We start from the raw sequence: 16291 nt of genomic DNA, 5'->3' as shown, positions 1-16291 counted from the left end.
GGGGCGTCGACGCGGTCGACTCCACGACCTCGTCGCGTGCGTGGACGGGTGTGCGGGCTGTGATTGTGACGTCGCTCACGGTCACTCTCACTCGTCGGGGTGCCGGGCCAGGGTGGGGGGATGGCTACCGGGATGGCGACGTCGAAGGTGCGCAGGGTGGCGCTGGCGAGTTCGGCCGGCAACGCGGTGGAGCTGTACGACTTCCTGCTCTACGGGACGGCGTCCGCGCTCGTGTTCGACAAGCTGTTCTTCCCGTCCTTCGACCCGCGGATCGGCACGCTGCTCGCGTTCGCCACGTTCGGCGCCGGCTTCCTCGCCCGGCCGCTCGGCGGCGTCGTGATCGGGCACTTCGGCGACCGGATCGGGCGGCGGTCGATGCTCGTGCTCACGCTCACCGCGACCGGCGTGTGCACCGCGCTGATCGGGCTGCTGCCGACCTACTCGTCCATCGGGATCGCCGCGCCGCTGCTGCTCGTGCTGCTGCGCCTGGTGCAGGGCTTCTTCCTCGGCGGGGAGCAGGGCGGGGCCACGCTGATGGCGGTCGAGCACGCGCCGCCCGGCCGCACCGGGTGGTACGGCAGCTGGACGTTCCTCGGGTCGCCCCTGGGCCTGCTGCTGGCCAACGGCGCGATGGCCGCGTCCACCGCGGTGTCCGGCGACGCGTTCCTCGACTGGGGCTGGCGGGTGCCGTTCCTGCTCAGCCTCGCGCTGGTCGGCGTCGGCCTGTACGTGCGGCTGTCGGTGGAGGAGAGCCCGGAGTTCAGCGCGGCCCGCGAGTCGCGCGGCACGGTCCGGCTGCCGGTCGCCGAGGTGCTGCGCCGGTCGTGGCGGACGGTGCTGCTGGGCGCGGGCGTGAACCTCGGCTTCACCATGTTCATCTTCGTCGTGGCCACGTTCGCCGTGTCGTACGGGACCAGGCAGCTCGGGATGACCCGCGCGACGCTGCTCAACGCCGGGCTGATCGGCGCGTTCACCCAGGCGGTGGCCATCCTCGTGTTCGCGCGGCTGTCCGACCGGGTCGGCCGGCTGCCGGTGATGCTCGGCGGCGCGGTGTTCCTGGGCCTGTACGCGTTCCCGTTCTTCCGGCTGCTGGAGACCCGGTCGACCGGGTTGGTGGTGCTCGCGATGGTGCTGGCGTTCACCGGGTCGGCCGCGCTGTTCGGGCCGATGCCCGCCTACTACGCGGAGCTGTTCGGCACGCGGGTCCGCTACAGCGGCGTGTCGTTGAGCTACCAGCTGGGCGCGGTGCTGGGCGGCGGGCTGTCCCCGATCGTGGCGACGTGGCTGCTGGGCGCCACGCCGACGCACGACTCGTGGCCGATCTCGCTCTACCTGGTCGCCGGGGCGCTGGTCAGCGCCCTGTGCCTGCTGGGCGTCGGCGAGACGCTGCGGCGCGGCGCCGGTTCAGCCCGGTAGCGGGATCGCGTCACCCGTCCGGGCGGACTCGAACGCCGCCTCCACGACCTCCAGGCCGGTGATCGCGTCCGCCACCGGGACGGGCGCCCGCCCGGCGGCCACGGCCGCGTAGAACTCCTGGTAGGCGCCGGGCTCGGTCGGCACGCGGGTGTCGCCCAGCAGGCCCCACCGCTCCGCGGGCTCCTCGCCCCACCCCGGCCCGCCGGGCACCGCGCCCGCCTTGAGCGCCTCCTCCTGCGGGTCCATCCCGTCCTTCACGTACGCCGCCCGGTCGCCCAGCACCCGGAACCGCGGGCCCGGCGCCGCCGCCAGCGCCGACGCCCACAGGTGCGACACGGCGCCGGACGGGTGGGTCAGCGCCAGGAACGCGTCGTCGTGCGCCCTGACGCCCCGCCGCAGCGCCCGCACCTCCGCGTACACGCGGGTCGGCCGGCCGAACAGCGCCACCGCCTGGTCCACCAGGTGCGTGCCCAGGTCGTAGACGATGCTGCCGAGGTCGGCCGGGTCGCCGGACTCCTTCCAGCCGTCCTTCGGCTCGGGCCGCCACCGCTCGAACCGCGACTCGAACCGGTGGACCGCGCCGAGCGCGCCGTCGCCGACGAGCCGCGCGACGGTGCGGAAGTCCCCGTCCCACCGCCGGTTGTGGAACGGGGCCAGCAGCAGGCCGCGCGACGCCGCCAGCCCGGCCAGCTCCCGCGCCTCCGCGGCCGACCCGGCGAACGGCTTGTCCACCACCGCGTTCAGCCCGTGCTCCAGCGCGGTGCGCGCGTGCCCGGCGTGGAAGCGGTTCGGGGTGGTCACCACGACGAGGTCGAACTCGCCCGCCCGCGCCCACACCTCCTCCACCGACGGGACGACCTCGGCGCCGGGGTAGCGGGCCGCGACCTCGGCCGCCCGGTCGGCGTTGCCGGTGACCACGGCGGTCAGCTCCAGGTCCGGCGAGGAGGACAGGAAGGGGGCGTGGAACGCGGCTCCGCCGAGCCCGTACCCGATCAGTGCGGTGCGCATGGTCCCGAACCCTAGGCGTCCCAGGACGTGGACGCCCTGTCGCAGACAGTGGGCCGTTGCTACGTTCAGCCGCACGGGTCTGCCGGTTGCACCTCGACGCGCGAACCCCGCGAGCGTCGCCGGCACGGCCGCCTGACAGGGAGCTCACGCATGTCCTGGTCCTTCGACACCCGGCAGGTCCACTCCGGCGCCGCACCCGATCCCGCCACGGGCGCGCGCGCCACGCCGATCTACCAGACCACCTCGTTCGTGTTCCGCGACACGGCGCACGGCGCCGCGCTGTTCAGCCTCGCCGAGCCGGGCAACATCTACACCCGCATCAACAACCCGACGCAGGACGTGCTGGAGCAGCGGGTCGCGGCGCTGGAGGGCGGCGTGGCGGCGGTCGCGTTCGCGTCCGGCCAGGCGGCGGAGACCGCGACGATCCTCAACCTCGCCCGCGCGGGCGACCACTTCGTGGCCAGCGCGTCCCTCTACGGCGGCACGTACAACCTGTTCCACTACACGCTGCCCAAGCTCGGCATCGAGGTGTCCTTCGTGGAGGACCCCGACGACCTCGACGCGTGGCGGGCGGCCGTGCGGCCGAACACCAAGCTGTTCTTCGCGGAGTCGCTGGCCAACCCGCGCAGCAACGTGCTGGACGTCGAGGCGGTCGCCGCGCTCGCGCACGAGAGCGGCGTTCCGCTGGTCGTGGACAACACCGTGCCCACGCCGTACCTGCTCCGACCGCTGGAGCACGGCGCGGACATCGTGATCCACTCCGCCACCAAGTACCTCGGCGGGCACGGCAACGCGGTCGCGGGCGTCGTCGTGGACGGCGGGAAGTTCGAGTTCTCCGACGCGGCGAGGTTCCCCGACTTCAACGAGCCGGACCCCAGCTACCACGGCCTCCGGTACTGGCCGGCGCTCGGGCACGGCTCGTTCGCCGCGAAGCTGCGCGTGCAGGGGCTGCGCGACACGGGTGCGGCCATCGCGCCGCTGAACAGCTTCCTGATCCTCCAGGGCATCGAGACGCTGTCGCTGCGCCTGGAGCGGCACTCGGCCAACGCGCTGGAGCTGGCCCGCTGGCTGGAGTCGCGCGACGAGGTGGAGAAGGTGCACTACGCGGGCCTGGAGTCCAGCCCGTGGCACCACCTCGCGCGGAAGTACCTGCCGAACGGCGCGGGCGGCATCGTGTCGTTCGAGCTGCACGGCGGCGTCGAGGCGGGACGGGCGTTCGTGGACGCGCTGGAGCTGTTCAGCCAGCTCGCGAACATCGGTGACGTGCGCAGCCTCGTCATCCACCCGGCCAGCACCACGCACAGCCAGCTCACACCCGAGGAGCAGGTCGTCGCGGGCGTCACGGCCGGCCTCATCAGGCTCTCGGTGGGCATCGAGGGCGTGGAGGACCTCAAGGCCGATCTGGAGACGGGCTTCCGGGCCGCCAAGTCGGTGCTGTGAGCTTCGGGTCCACGGGTTCCGGGTCCACTGTCGGGGAGACCCCTCCCGCCGCCGGCGGGTGGCGGGAGGGGGACCCGAACGGGCGACGCCGGTGGTTCCGCGGCGAGCTGCCGGGTGCGTCGGGCGAGCCGGCGCTGCCGCTGTCGATCGCCTACGAGACGTGGGGCGAGCCGAACGCCGACCGGTCGAACGCCGTGCTCGTGCTGCACGCCCTGACCGGGGACAGCCACGTGGCGGGCGGCGTGGAGCCGGGCCACCCGACGCCGGGCTGGTGGGACGGCCTGATCGGCCCCGGCCGCGCGCTGGACCCGGCCGAGTGGTTCGTGGTGGCGCCGAACGTGCTGGGCGGGTGCCAGGGCACCACCGGGCCGTGGTCGACCGCCCCGGACGGCCGGCCGTGGGGACCGCGGTTCCCGCGAGTGTCGGTGCGCGACCAGGTCGCCGCCGAGGTGCTGCTGGCCGACCACCTGGGCGTGGCGTCGTGGGCCGCCGTCCTCGGCGGGTCGATGGGCGGGATGCGGGCGCTGGAGTGGGCGGTGACCGCGCCCGAGCGGGTGCGGAACCTGCTTGTGCTGGCCGCGCCCGCGTCGTCGTCGGCGGACAACATCGCGCTGGCGTCGGCCCAGCTGCACGCCCTCCGGCTGGACCCCGTGGGCGGTCTCGGCGTGGCGCGCCGCATCGCGCACCTCAGCTACCGCAGCGAGGCGGAGCTGTCCGCCCGCTTCGGCCGCGAGGTGCAGGCGGACGGCCGGTACGCGGTGGAGTCGTACCTGGACCACCACGCGGCGAAGCTCGTGCGCCGGTTCGACCCGGAGAGCTACGTCGTGCTGACGGAGGCGATGAACGGCCACGACGTGGGCCGTGACCGGGGTGGCGTGCGCGAGGCGCTGTCGCGGGTCACCGCGCGCACGATCGTGGCGGGCATCGACTCGGATCGCCTCTACCCCCTGGCCCGCCAGGCCGAGATCGCCGACGCCGTCCCGGGCGCCGGCGGCGTGCGCGTGGTGACCTCGCCGTACGGGCACGACGCGTTCCTGATCGAGGTGGACCAGATCGCCAAGCTCCTGACCGAACTCCTGACCTCCTGACCTCCTGACCTCCTGACCCGAGAGTCCAACGCCCAGGTCCCGGGAGTCCAACACCCGGGACCTGGGCGTTGGACTCTCGGGTGGTTGTCCGCGATGATCACTCGTAGGGGCGACGAGGTGGCCCGGTGCGGGCTCGGTGACGCGGCGGGGGCTACTCGTCGAGCGCTGTCGCGATCCACGGCGCCACCGGCAGGTCGCGCACCTCGCACTCCAGGGCGAGCTTCACCGTCCAGCGCAGGGCCTGGAGCACGACCGTCGCCAACTCCTGCGGCCGCCCGTTGGCCAGCGCGATCTCGATCTGCTCGGCGGCGGCCTCCTGGTCGCCGTGCACCTCGGCGAGCAGCGTGCGGATCGCGGTGCGGACCGGAGGGTCCGCGTCGTCGATCGGCACCTCCTGGCCGTCCTCGTCGAAGACCTGCATCTTCACCGGCGTCGCACCGCCCGAGCCGAGCGCGGCGACCATGTCGCTGCACTCGGAGAACAGCAGCAGCACCAGCTCTCTGATCTCCTCGTCCCCCTCGGGGGAGCCGCTGAGGTAACCGGTCACCAGGTCGACCGCGACAGCGTCCTCCCCGACCTTGGTGGCGGTCAGGGCCTCACCGGCCACGGCGCGGAGCCGTGACCAGCGGTCGGGGTCCTGGTGCGGGTGCATTCAGCCATCTTTCAACACGGAGTAGGGGTTCTCGCGCTCTGCCGTACTGCCTACCCGGTGGTGTCAGTTCTAGGCAACGCCTTGTCCACCGGGGTGCTACTCCGGTATGACACCCCCGGGTCGCATGTGCGCGGGGCCCCACCCGCCTGGCATCGGCCCCGTGATCCGCACCTCCTCCAGGTCGTGCTGCTGCGCTGCCGGTCTTCCTGCTGCACCAGAGCGCGCTGCTCGTGGTCACGCTCGCCGGCTCGGCGTTCGGCCCGCTGCGCGGCCTGCACACGCCGCCGTCGGACGCGCTACGGGTGCTGGAGCGCCTGACGTGGCTGCCGGTGTTCGGCCGCGTGCTGCTGGTCCTGCTTCGGTATGGCGGCCAGCAGCGCCGCCGCGATCGTCGCGCCGTGCAGCGCGACCACGGCCGCCGTGGGTTCCAGGACGAGCAGCGGCGGGACGCAGGCCAGCGCGGTGAGCAGCCAGGGCCTGCGGTCGTGGCAGGCGCCGGTGTGCGCGGCGTGCAGCAGGTACCAGCCGAGCAGCAGGTGGATGAGGTTCTGCAGCGGGTCGACCTCGATCACGACGAGCGTGCCCGCCGCGCCGGCGAACCCGGTCACCACGAACCCGAGGACGCCCAGCACGCCGTAGCCGACGCCGAGGGTGGCGGCCAGTCGGGTGCGGTGGGTCTCCCGGCCGCGGCCGAGGTCGGGCAGGCCGTTCCGCTCGAAGCGGTGGAACAGCAGCAGCACGGGCAGGAGCAGCAGCACCAGCACGGCCAGCCAGCGGGGCCGGGTGACGACCCAGTCGAACGCCGCGCGCTCGTCGAGCAGCCCGAGACCGCCGACCAGCGCGGCCAGGGCGGTGAGGTAGCCGAGGTAGACGGTCATCGGGGCGGCGCGGGCGAAGTCCACGACCCGCCACAGCCGGTGCCCCTCCAACCAGGCGGTGACGCGGTCCCGCAGCAGCAGGACGACGCAGATCTGCGCCAGGCCGAGCACGAGCAGGCACACCGTGGGCGGGCTGAGGTTCGACGCCCGCTCGCCGGGCAGCGCCATCATGGTGCGCGGGTAGCCGCCGAACGTGATCAGCGCCAGCAGGGCGGGCACGGCGGCCGTCGCGAGCGTGGCGAGGACCCGGCGCGGCACGCGTCGCAGGCCGCCGTCCGCGTAGTGGAAGCCGACCTGCTGGAGCAGCAGCGCGCCGAGCACCAGGTTGAGGTGGCCGCCGGCGCGCCAGCCGAACCCGATGCGGCAGGCGTCGACGGCGATCATCAGCGCGACCAGCCCGACCGGCGCGAGCAGCCGGGCGTTGCGGTGCAGCCACGCCATGACCGGGGTCGCGGCGACCGCCACCAGGTAGAGCCCGAGGAACCACAGCGGGTGGGCGATCAGCCGCCCGAACATCTCCACCCGCGACTTGTCCACGTCGAGCAGTTCCAGCGGCAGCGGCAGGACCAGCCAGGCGAGCACGAACGCCAGCACCGGCCGCAGCAGCCACGAGATCCGCGCGGCCAGGTACCGCCCGTACCCGCCGTGGTCGGCCTGCACGGCCCGCCAGCTGAGGAGGTTCGCCTGGCCGCCCGCGAAGTAGAAGACCGGGATCGCCTGGAGGAGCCAGGTCAGCAGCCACAGCCAGTTCGCGCTGACGCCCGCCCAGTGCAGCACGGTGAGCGCCGACTGGCCGAGCACCACCATGCCGAGCGCGGCGAGCCGCAGGAACGTCGCGTACCGGTCGGCGGCGGGCCGCGGCCGCGGTTCCGGGTCCGGTTCGCGCCGGCGCGGCAGCCGTGCCACCAGCAGGAACACCACGACGGCGCTGCCGAAGCCCCACGCGAGCACCGGCTCGTGACCGGGCGGCCCCCACCGCTGCCGCCACGAGTTGAACTCCAGGCCCGCCGCGTACAGCCGCGCGGTGGCGTGGCACCGCGCGCCGTTGCCGCGCGGGTTCGCGTCGCACTGGGCGTGCATGTCCCGGGCGAGCCGTGCGTCGAGCGACTTGCGGGCGTCCTGGTCGAGGGGGCGGCCCTTCCGCTCGGCGTACCGGAGGAGGTCGTAGCCGAGGTCGTGGGCCCGGCAGCCCGTGCCGAAGTCCCACTCGGTGTCGCCGGCGGGGCCGGAGCAGCCCCCGTTCGGGTCGATGGCGCGGGTGGTGCCGTCGGGTGCCGTGACCACCCGCGGGTCGCGTCCGACGACGCGGTCGAAGTCCTCGGGGAAGGCCAGCAGCGGGTTGGCGTCGCCGGGGTCGGCCATCGCCTCGACGGCGCGCGCCGCGGTCGCCACGTCGCCGGTCAGCGGGCCGGGGTCGGTCGCCCCGACGGGGCGGGACGCGATCACGCCGCACGCGAACACGGCGAGCGCGACCAGGACGAACCGGAACCAGGTCGGTAACCGGGCGAGCAACCGGAGACCCGGCCACCCCCCGGTGTCGCTGCGCGCCGCCGTGTCGTTCATCGGCGGTCCAGGTTACGGACGCGCATCGGTGGCCGCCAACCCCCTGTCCCCCTGCCACGTGGTGGGGCAGGCCCCACCGCCGGCGGGGGGACGGGTCAGGCCACCGCGCCCGACAGCGAGGCCAGGGCCATCCGCGACAGCAGCTCCGCCATCTGGTCCCGGTCGAGGTGGGCGCTGTGCGGGGTCGAGTTGATCAGGCCGAACACGGCGTGCGCGGCGGCGCGGGCGGTGGGCTCGTCCACCTCCGGCGAGGTCTTGCGGATCGTCTCGACCCACACCTCGACGTACCGCCGCTGCAACGCGCGCACCCGGCGGCGGTCCGGGTCGGTCAGGTTGGCCAGGTTCCGGATCTGCACGGTGATCAGCGCCGGGTCGTCCAGGGCGAAGTCCACGTGCCACCCGATCAGCTCGCGCAGCGCGTCCGCCGGTCCGGACGACGTCTCCACGCGCGCCACGCCGCCCTCCAGCAGCCGCTCGCTGATCTGCGTCAGCATCTCGCCGAGCATCGCGTCCTTGCTGCGGAAGTGGCGGTAGAGGGCGGGGCCGGAGATGCCGACCGCCGCGCCGATGTCGTCGATGCCCACGCCGTGGAAGCCGTGCCTGGCGAACAGCTCGGCGGCGGCGGCCAGGATCTGGTCGCGGCGGGACTGCTTCACGGGCTCGGCTGGCACGCCGCCCATCTTAAGCGGCCCGCCCAGCGGGCGTAAACGTTCGTTAACCGGGCTGTCGGCAGGACATTGTTTACTCACCGTGGTTATAAGCTGTTAACTATTAACTATCCCTATTTGCGCGGCGCTACCTACTGGTAACTCTTGACGTGCTCCGCATCACACCCTGCGTTGTTTCCCTCCGGGAGGCTCCGATGCGCCTTGTCCGCACCCTGTCGAGCGCCGCGCTGGCGATAGCCGCGTCGCTCGCCCTCGTCGTGCCGGCCGAAGCGGCCGCCGCCAACTACGTCGCCCTCGGCGACTCCTACTCCTCCGGGACGGGCACCGGTTCCTACTACTCCGACTCCGGGGGCTGCAAGCGCAGCCAGTACAGCTACCCGGCGCTGTGGGCGGCCTCGCACGCGCCCGCCTCGTTCAAGTTCGTCGCCTGCTCGGGCGCCCGCACCGGCGACGTGCTGAACAACCAGATCGGTTCGGTCACCGCGACGACCTCCCTGGTCAGCATCTCGATCGGCGGGAACGACGCCGGGTTCACCGACGTGATCACCACCTGCACCTTCGGCACCGACTCGACCTGCACCAACCGGGTCAACCAGGCCAAGGCGTACGTCTCGGGCACCCTGCCGGGCCTGCTGGACAACGTCTACGCCCAGATCCGCGGCCGCGCCCCGTCGGCCACCGTCGTCGTGCTCGGCTACCCGCGCCTCTACAAGGTCCCCGGTTCCTGCAACGTGGGCCTGAGCGACACCAAGCGCGCCGCGATCAACTCGGCCGCCGACGCCCTGCACACCGTCATCTCGGCCAGGGCGGGCGCGAAGGGCTTCGCCTACCGCGACCTGCGCGGCGCGTTCGCCGGCCACGAGATCTGCTCCGGCGACTGGTGGCTGAACAGCCTGTCGTGGCCGGTCGAGGAGTCCTACCACCCGAACCGCAACGGTCAGCGGCTCGGCTACCTGCCGCAGCTGAACGCCGTCACCGGCTGAGTCGGGGCACCACCGCGGAGGGGGTCGCCACGGCGGCCCCCTCCCGCTTGTGAACGGGGGTTAACAAGCGCTAACATCTCCTCAGGTTAACGACGGCTAACCGCGAGGAGCCCGATGGACGCCCCGGTGCTGCGCAGCACGGCCGACAAGTCGGCCGACGCCTTCCGGCGCTACCACGACGAGCACACCGCGCTCGTGCACGACCTGCGCGCCAAGCTCCGCCAGGCCGCCCTGGGCGGTCCGGAGAAGGCCCGCGCCCGCCACGTGGCCCGCGGCAAGCTGCTGCCGCGCGACCGCGTCGACACCCTCCTGGACCCCGGCTCGCCGTTCCTGGAGCTGTCCCCGCTGGCCGCCGACGGCATGTACGGCGACGAGGCCCCGGCCGCCGGCGTCATCACCGGCGTCGGCCGCGTCTCCGGCCGCGAGGTCGTGGTCGTCGCCAACGACGCCACCGTCAAGGGCGGCACCTACTACCCGATGACGGTCAAGAAGCACCTCCGCGCCCAGGAGGTCGCGCTCCACAACAACCTCCCGTGCGTCTACCTGGTGGACTCCGGCGGCGCGTTCCTGCCGAAGCAGGACGAGGTGTTCCCGGACCGCGAGCACTTCGGCCGCATCTTCTTCAACCAGGCCACGATGTCCGCCCGCGGCATCCCGCAGGTCGCGGCGGTGCTCGGCTCGTGCACGGCGGGCGGCGCGTACGTGCCCGCCATGTCCGACGAGGCGGTGATCGTGCGCGGCCAGGGCACGATCTTCCTCGGCGGCCCGCCGCTGGTGAAGGCCGCCACCGGCGAGGTCGTCACGGCCGAGGAGCTGGGCGGCGGCGAGCTGCACTCGCGCACCTCCGGCGTCACCGACCACCTCGCCGAGGACGACGGGCACGCGCTGCGCGTCGTCCGCTCCATCGTCTCCACCCTCGGCCCCCGCGCGCCCCGCCCCTGGCGGGTCGAGCCGAGCGTCGAGCCGGTCGTCGACCCGGCCGAGCTGTACGGCGTCGTGCCGACCGACAGCCGCACCCCGTACGACGTGCGCGAGGTGATCGCCCGCGTCGTCGACGGCAGCCGGTTCCAGGAGTTCAAGAAGGAGTACGGCACGACGCTCGTCACCGGGTTCGCGCGCGTCCACGGCCACCCGGTCGGCATCGTCGCCAACAACGGCGTGCTGTTCGGCGAGTCCGCGCTCAAGGGCGCGCACTTCGTCCAGCTGTGCGACCAGCGGTCCGTGCCCCTGGTGTTCCTCCAGAACATCAGCGGGTTCATGGTCGGCCGCGAGTACGAGGCCGGGGGCATCGCCAAGCACGGCGCGAAGATGGTCACGGCGGTGGCGTGCGCGCGGGTGCCGAAGTTCACCGTCGTCATCGGCGGCTCGTTCGGCGCGGGCAACTACTCGATGTGCGGCCGGGCGTACTCGCCCCGGTTCCTGTGGATGTGGCCGAACGCCCGCATCTCCGTCATGGGCGGCGAGCAGGCCGCGTCCGTGCTCGCCACCGTGCGGCGCGACCAGCTCGGCGACGAGTGGTCGGCGGAGGACGAGGAGGCGTTCAAGGCGCCGATCCGGCAGCAGTACGAGGACCAGGGCAACCCGTACTACTCCACCGCGCGCCTGTGGGACGACGGCGTGATCGACCCGCTCGACACGCGCACCGTCCTCGGTCTGGCCCTGTCCACGGCGGCCAACGCCCCGATCGAGCCGGTGTCCTACGGCGTCTTCCGGATGTGATGGCGATGTTCGAGTCGGTACTGGTGGCCAACCGCGGCGAGATCGCGGTCCGAGTCATCCGCGCCCTGAGGGCCCACGGCATCCGCTCCGTCGCCGTGTACAGCGACGCCGACGCCGACGCCGCGCACGTGCGGCTGGCCGACGAGGCGGTGCGGCTCGGCCCGGCGGCGGCCCGGGAGAGCTACCTGTCGATCGAGAAGGTGGTGGAGGCCGCGCTGTCGACGGGCGCCCGGGCGGTGCACCCCGGCTACGGCTTCCTCGCCGAGAACGCCGAGTTCGCCCGCGCCTGCGACAAGGCCGGGCTGGTGTTCATCGGCCCGCCCGCCGAGGCGATCGAGGCGATGGGCGACAAGATCCGCGCCAAGCTGACCGTCGCGGCGGCCGGGGTGCCGGTCGTGCCCGGCCGCACCGAGGTCGGCATGACCGACGACGACCTGGTCGGCGCGGCGGCCGAGATCGGTTTCCCGGTGCTGCTCAAGCCGTCCGCGGGCGGTGGCGGCAAGGGCATGCGGCTGGTCCGCGAGCCGGGGGCGCTGCGCGACGCGATCGAGTCCGCCCGGCGCGAGGCGCGCGGGTCGTTCGGCGACGACGCGCTGCTCATCGAGCGGTTCGTCGGCAACCCCCGGCACGTCGAGATCCAGGTGCTGGCGGACGCGCACGGCGGTGTGGTGCACCTCGGCGAACGCGAGTGCAGCCTCCAGCGGCGGCACCAGAAGATCATCGAGGAGGCCCCGTCACCGCTGCTCACCCCCGAGGTCCGGGAGGCCATGGGCCGGGCGGCGGTGGAGGCGGCGCGGTCCGTCGGGTACGTCGGCGCGGGCACCGTCGAGTTCATCGTCGACGGCGCGTCCGGCGACTGGTTCTTCATGGAGATGAACACCCGGCTCCAGGTCGAGCACCCGGTGACCGAGCTGGTCACCGGCGTGGACCTGGTCGAGCAGCAGCTGCGGGTGGCGGCGGGCGAGCCGCTGGGGTTCACCTCGGTCGAGCTGACCGGGCACGCCGTGGAGGCCCGCGTCTACGCCGAGGACCCGTCCCGCGGTTTCCTGCCCACCGGCGGCACGGTGCTGCTGCTGGAGGAGCCGGCGGACGTGCGGGTCGACTCGGCGCTGCGCGTCGGGCTGACCGTGGGCAGCGACTACGACCCGATGCTGGCCAAGGTGATCGCGCACGGCGCCACCCGGGCCGAGGCGCTGCGCCGGCTGCACGCCGCGCTGGGCCGGTTCACGCTGCTGGGCGTGACCACGAACGTGCCGTTCCTGCGGGCGCTGCTGACCGACCCGGACGTGCGGGCGGGCGACCTCGACACCGGGCTGGTGGAGCGGAAGCTCGACTCGCTGGTGGCCGTCGACCTGCCCGACGAGGTGCCGGCCGCCGCCGCCCTGGAGCGGCAGCTCTCCCTCGCGGGCGACGACGGCGACCCGTGGGCGCGGTCCGACGGCTGGCGGCTCGGCGACCGCGCGTGGACCCGGTGGCTGATCGACGGCGTCGAGGTGCGGGTGCGCGGTGACGAGGTGTCGATCGCGGACGGCGAACCGGCGCGCTACGCGGTCCGGGTCGAGGGCGACCGGCTGGTCGTGGGCGGCCGGCGGTACGCGATGGCCCGGGACGGGGACGTGCTGTGGCTGGGCAGGGACGGGCACGCGTGGGCGTTGACCGAGACCAGGCCGTCCGAGGCCGCCGCGTCGGGCGCCGCCGGTCGCGGCGGTCCGGTCACCAGCCCGATGCCCGGCACGGTGCTCGTCGCGCGGGCCGCGCAGGGCGACGAGGTGACCGCCGGGCAGGCGTTGTTCGTGGTCGAAGCGATGAAGATGGAGCACACCGTCACGTCACCCGTGGCCGGCGTGCTCACCGAAGTGCACGTCCGGGAGGGCCAGCAGGTCGCCCTGGACCAACCCCTGGCCGTCGTCGTGCCCCACGAGGAGTGAGCGATGCTGGACTTCCGCCTTGACGAGGACTACGAGGCGCTGCGCAAGACCGTCGAGGAGTTCGCCCGGGACGAGGTCGCCCCGGTCATCGGCGGGTTCTACGAGCGCGAGGAGTTCCCCTACGGGATCGTCGCCAAGATGGGGCGGATGGGCCTGTTCGGCCTGCCGTTCCCCGAGGAGCACGGCGGCATGGGCGGCGACTACTTCGCGCTGTGCCTGGCGCTGGAGGAGCTGGCCCGGGTCGACTCGTCCGTCGCCATCACGCTGGAGGCGGGCGTCTCGCTGGGCGCGATGCCGCTGTACCGGTTCGGCTCCGACGAGCAGAAGGCGCAGTGGCTGCCGAAGCTGACCTCCGGCGAGGTGCTGGGCGCGTTCGGCCTCACCGAGCCCGGCGGCGGCTCCGACGCGGGCGCGCTGCGCACCACCGCGAAGCAGGACGGCGACGAGTGGGTGCTCAACGGCACCAAGGCGTTCATCACCAACTCGGGCACCGACATCACCGGCCTGGTGACCGTCGCCGCCGTCACCGGTCGCCGCGAGAACGGCAAGCCCGAGATCTCCGCGATCCTCGTGCCCTCCGGCACGCCCGGCTTCACGGTGTCCCGCAAGTACTCCAAGGTCGGCTGGAACGCCTCGGACACCCGCGAGCTGTCCTTCCAGGACTGCCGCGTGCCGCTGGCGAACCTCGTCGGCGAGCGCGGGCGCGGCTACGCCCAGTTCCTCCGCACCCTGGACGAGGGCCGGGTCGCCATCGCCGCGATCGGCGTGGGCCTGGCGCAGGGCTGCGTGGACGAGTGCCTGAAGTACGTGGGCGAGCGCGAGGCGTTCGGCCGCCGGATCGGCGAGTACCAGGCCATCCAGTTCAAGATCGCCGAGATGGAGGCCCGCACGCACACCGCGCGGCTGGCCTACTACCAGGCGGCCTCGAAGATGCTGCGCGGCGAGCCGTTCAAGCGCGAGGCGGCCATCGCGAAGCTCGTGTCGTCCGAGGCGGCCATGGACAACGCCCGCGAGGCCACGCAGGTCTTCGGCGGCTACGGGTTCATGAACGAGTACCCGGTCGGCCGCTTCTACCGGGACGCCAAGATCCTGGAGATCGGCGAGGGGACCAGCGAGGTGCAGAAGATGCTGATCGCGCGGGAGCTGGGCCTCAAGGCGTGACGGGCGGGCGGGGCGTCCGCCAGGTCTCGAACGCCCCGCCGCGCACGCCCGACAGGAAGGCGCGCCACCCGGACGCGAGGCTGATCGTCGGGCGGCGGTTCTTGCTGTCCCGCACGCGGGTGGTGCGGCCGTCGAAGCGGACCTCCACGCACTCGCCGGACGCGGTGCTGTGGCTGCTCCTGAACCAGGTGCCGGTGCGCATCAGAGCTGCTCCATCTCGTCGTGGACGCGGCGGATGAACTCCCGCGAGTCGCGTTCACCGAGCGCGAGGTCGAAGGTCTCGGCGTAGCTCGCGGTGGATTCGAGTATCACGCGGGGCCTGTCGATCAGGACACCGCTGATCGCCGTCTCCTGGTACACCACGTCACGCAGCCTCGGCGAGGGGAAGGACATGATGCGCAGCGCGGCGCCCAGCAGCGGGTGCGCCCCCGCCGTGAAGGGCACCACGCGGAGGCGGACGCGGTCGCCCTTCCCCGCGACGACCTCCAGCAGGTGCGCGAGCTGCCCGCGCATCACCCCGGGACCGCCGATCCGCTGCCGCAGCGCGGCTTCGCCGAGCAGGACGTCGACCCTGAGCGGGTGGTCCCCGTCGAGCCTGGCCTGGCGGGCCAGGCGCGTCTCCAGGCGCGGCCCGACGTCGACCGGCCTGGTGTACGGCGTGCCGGCGCACATGACGGCGCGCGCGTAGTCGGCGGTCTGGAGCAGGCCGGGGACGATGTCCGGCGCGAACTCCGCGACGCGCTCGGCGCCCGCCTCCAGGCCGAACATCCGGACCAGCTCGTCCGGGTGGAGGTGGGCGTGGTCGTGCCACCACTCGCGCCGCTCGGTGTCCGCGCGCAGCCGTTCCAGCTCGGCCGCTTCGCCGCCCGACAGCCCGTAGAGGGCGGCCAGCTCGGCGAGCCGGGCGGCGGTGAGGCGGCGCTTGCCCGATTCCGCGGCGGACAGGTTCGTGCTCCCCATGCCGGTGGTCCTGCCGACGAACGCGGCGGTGAGGCCGAGGCGGTCGCGGTGCTCGCGCAGCCGCAGGCCCAGTTCCCACGCCTGGACCGTGCTGGAGATCGGTCCCCCGGTCATCGGGTCCGTCCTGTCCGTGGTGCTGGGCGACGTCGCTTCGGCACCCAGCGTAGCGATGCGCCACCCCGTCGAGGAATCGCCACGAGATACGTATCGCGATTAGCCTCAACCCGGTGATCGCACCAGAGGGCACCGGCCTGCGCGGCCGGTTGCTGGGCCGGGAGCTGCGCCGGGTCCGGGAAGCCGCCGGCATGACCACCGCCGAGCTGGCCGCGCGCACCCGGCTGCCGCGACGGGAGGTGGTGCCGCGGGAGGGGGGTGCGGTCGGTTCCCCGGTGCGCGTCCCCCCGGTGCGCGTCCCCCCGGTGCGCGTTCCTCCGGCGCACGAGCACGACCTGTGGTGCCGCTGGGACGACGGCGACGCGGCCCGCGTGCTCAACCTGCTGTGCCGCAACGCCGTGGCGGTCGACGTGCTGGCCCCGTTCGGCATCCACCCGGCGCTGCCCGTGCTCGACCCCGCGCGCTGCACGGCGTACCTGCTGGAGGGGACGACCGGCCGCGACGACGTGACCGCCCGGGTGATCCCGCGCGACGCGGGCGCCTACCCCGGCGTCGAGTGCCACCCGGTGACCTGCTTCGGGATGGCCGACGGCGCGGCGGTCGTGTTCTACGCCCACCCGCACGCCGCGCTGTTCACCGACGACCCCTGCCAGGTGCGCGAGGCGCGCGGCCTGTTCGCGCGGCTCGCCGGGTTCACCGGTCCGTAGCACCTC

At 73.5% G+C, this 16291-nt stretch carries 14 protein-coding genes; 8 read left to right on the top strand and 6 right to left on the bottom strand.

Going from position 1 to position 16291, the window contains the following annotated elements; all coding sequences use genetic code 11:
* Positions 1-120 precede the first annotated feature (120 nt).
* A complete protein-coding gene (locus tag J2S66_RS24160; protein WP_310309558.1) occupies positions 121-1416 on the top strand; it encodes an MFS transporter in 1296 nt (431 codons plus the stop codon).
* Here the strand turns inward: J2S66_RS24160 and J2S66_RS24155 are convergent.
* Positions 1405-2424, bottom strand: a complete 1020-nt coding sequence (locus J2S66_RS24155) for a Gfo/Idh/MocA family protein (protein ID WP_310309556.1) — start codon at positions 2422-2424, stop codon at positions 1405-1407. The two genes, J2S66_RS24160 and J2S66_RS24155, sit on opposite strands and share 12 nt — an antisense overlap.
* Before the next feature lie 150 nt (positions 2425-2574).
* Here J2S66_RS24155 and J2S66_RS24150 point away from each other — a divergent pair, with 150 nt between their 5' ends.
* Both J2S66_RS24150 and metX read left to right on the top strand, forming a co-directional pair.
* Entirely contained in the window at positions 2575-3864 is a 1290-nt protein-coding gene (locus J2S66_RS24150; RefSeq protein WP_310309555.1) for a bifunctional o-acetylhomoserine/o-acetylserine sulfhydrylase, read from the top strand.
* Complete coding sequence (gene metX, locus J2S66_RS24145) at positions 3861-4952, top strand: homoserine O-acetyltransferase MetX (protein WP_310309553.1); 1092 nt, start codon at positions 3861-3863, stop codon at positions 4950-4952. Before J2S66_RS24150 ends, metX begins: the two co-directional genes overlap by 4 nt.
* Positions 4953-5103: 151 nt before the next feature.
* On the opposite strand, the gene J2S66_RS24140 is transcribed toward metX, so the two are convergent.
* The 3 genes from J2S66_RS24140 to J2S66_RS24130 form a co-directional block, all read right to left on the bottom strand.
* Complete coding sequence (locus J2S66_RS24140) at positions 5104-5604, bottom strand: hypothetical protein (RefSeq protein WP_310309552.1); 501 nt, start codon at positions 5602-5604, stop codon at positions 5104-5106.
* 296 nt (positions 5605-5900) lie between these two features.
* Positions 5901-8045: a phospholipase A2 gene (locus J2S66_RS24135; RefSeq protein ID WP_310309551.1), complete on the bottom strand. Its 2145-nt coding sequence runs from the start codon at positions 8043-8045 to the stop codon at positions 5901-5903.
* 95 nt (positions 8046-8140) lie between these two features.
* Positions 8141-8716: an SACE_7040 family transcriptional regulator gene (locus J2S66_RS24130; RefSeq protein WP_310309550.1), complete on the bottom strand. Its 576-nt coding sequence runs from the start codon at positions 8714-8716 to the stop codon at positions 8141-8143.
* A gap of 191 nt (positions 8717-8907) precedes the next feature.
* On the opposite strand from J2S66_RS24130, the gene J2S66_RS24125 reads away from it, so the two are divergent.
* From J2S66_RS24125 to J2S66_RS24110, 4 genes are all read left to right on the top strand, one after another.
* Positions 8908-9696 (top strand): SGNH/GDSL hydrolase family protein, encoded by a 789-nt coding sequence (locus tag J2S66_RS24125; protein WP_310309549.1) that lies wholly within the window; start codon positions 8908-8910, stop codon positions 9694-9696.
* 114 nt (positions 9697-9810) lie between these two features.
* Positions 9811-11415 (top strand): carboxyl transferase domain-containing protein, encoded by a 1605-nt coding sequence (locus tag J2S66_RS24120; RefSeq protein WP_310309548.1) that lies wholly within the window; start codon positions 9811-9813, stop codon positions 11413-11415.
* Positions 11416-11420: 5 nt separating this feature from the next.
* Complete coding sequence (locus tag J2S66_RS24115) at positions 11421-13343, top strand: ATP-binding protein (protein ID WP_310309547.1); 1923 nt, start codon at positions 11421-11423, stop codon at positions 13341-13343.
* A 3-nt stretch (positions 13344-13346) separates the two neighbouring features.
* Positions 13347-14504 carry an acyl-CoA dehydrogenase family protein gene (locus J2S66_RS24110; RefSeq protein WP_310309546.1) on the top strand — a complete coding sequence of 386 codons (1158 nt, stop codon included), beginning with the start codon at positions 13347-13349 and terminating at the stop codon, positions 14502-14504.
* Here J2S66_RS24110 and J2S66_RS24105 read toward each other — a convergent pair.
* Together J2S66_RS24105 and J2S66_RS24100 are read right to left on the bottom strand one after the other, a co-directional pair.
* Entirely contained in the window at positions 14494-14706 is a 213-nt protein-coding gene (locus J2S66_RS24105; RefSeq protein WP_310309545.1) for a DUF397 domain-containing protein, read from the bottom strand. The two genes, J2S66_RS24110 and J2S66_RS24105, sit on opposite strands and share 11 nt — an antisense overlap.
* Positions 14706-15578 (bottom strand): DUF5753 domain-containing protein, encoded by an 873-nt coding sequence (locus J2S66_RS24100; RefSeq protein ID WP_310309544.1) that lies wholly within the window; start codon positions 15576-15578, stop codon positions 14706-14708. The genes J2S66_RS24105 and J2S66_RS24100 overlap by 1 nt, the downstream gene beginning before the upstream one ends.
* A gap of 113 nt (positions 15579-15691) precedes the next feature.
* Between J2S66_RS24100 and J2S66_RS24095 the strand changes: the two genes are divergently transcribed.
* Entirely contained in the window at positions 15692-16285 is a 594-nt protein-coding gene (locus J2S66_RS24095; RefSeq protein ID WP_310309543.1) for a Scr1 family TA system antitoxin-like transcriptional regulator, read from the top strand.
* The last annotated feature ends 6 nt before the right edge of the window (positions 16286-16291 follow it).

Source organism: Saccharothrix longispora (assembly GCF_031455225.1).
GTDB classification, from domain to species: Bacteria; Actinomycetota; Actinomycetes; order Mycobacteriales; family Pseudonocardiaceae; genus Actinosynnema; species Actinosynnema longispora.
This window is presented reverse-complemented; position numbering and strand designations above follow the sequence as displayed.

Bases quoted from the DNA above. Each gene is read 5' to 3' on its own strand.
- J2S66_RS24160 (WP_310309558.1), top strand. From the start codon at position 121: ATGGCTACCGGGATGGCGACGTCGAAGGTGCGCAGGGTGGCGCTGGCG.
- J2S66_RS24135 (WP_310309551.1), bottom strand. From the start codon at position 8,045: ATGAACGACACGGCGGCGCGCAGCGACACCGGGGGGTGGCCGGGTCTC.
- J2S66_RS24155 (WP_310309556.1), bottom strand. From the start codon at position 2,424: ATGCGCACCGCACTGATCGGGTACGGGCTCGGCGGAGCCGCGTTCCAC.
- J2S66_RS24140 (WP_310309552.1), bottom strand. From the start codon at position 5,604: ATGCACCCGCACCAGGACCCCGACCGCTGGTCACGGCTCCGCGCCGTG.
- J2S66_RS24125 (WP_310309549.1), top strand. From the start codon at position 8,908: ATGCGCCTTGTCCGCACCCTGTCGAGCGCCGCGCTGGCGATAGCCGCG.
- J2S66_RS24110 (WP_310309546.1), top strand. From the start codon at position 13,347: ATGCTGGACTTCCGCCTTGACGAGGACTACGAGGCGCTGCGCAAGACC.
- J2S66_RS24115 (WP_310309547.1), top strand. From the start codon at position 11,421: ATGTTCGAGTCGGTACTGGTGGCCAACCGCGGCGAGATCGCGGTCCGA.
- J2S66_RS24105 (WP_310309545.1), bottom strand. From the start codon at position 14,706: ATGCGCACCGGCACCTGGTTCAGGAGCAGCCACAGCACCGCGTCCGGC.
- J2S66_RS24100 (WP_310309544.1), bottom strand. From the start codon at position 15,578: ATGACCGGGGGACCGATCTCCAGCACGGTCCAGGCGTGGGAACTGGGC.
- J2S66_RS24150 (WP_310309555.1), top strand. From the start codon at position 2,575: ATGTCCTGGTCCTTCGACACCCGGCAGGTCCACTCCGGCGCCGCACCC.
- J2S66_RS24120 (WP_310309548.1), top strand. From the start codon at position 9,811: ATGGACGCCCCGGTGCTGCGCAGCACGGCCGACAAGTCGGCCGACGCC.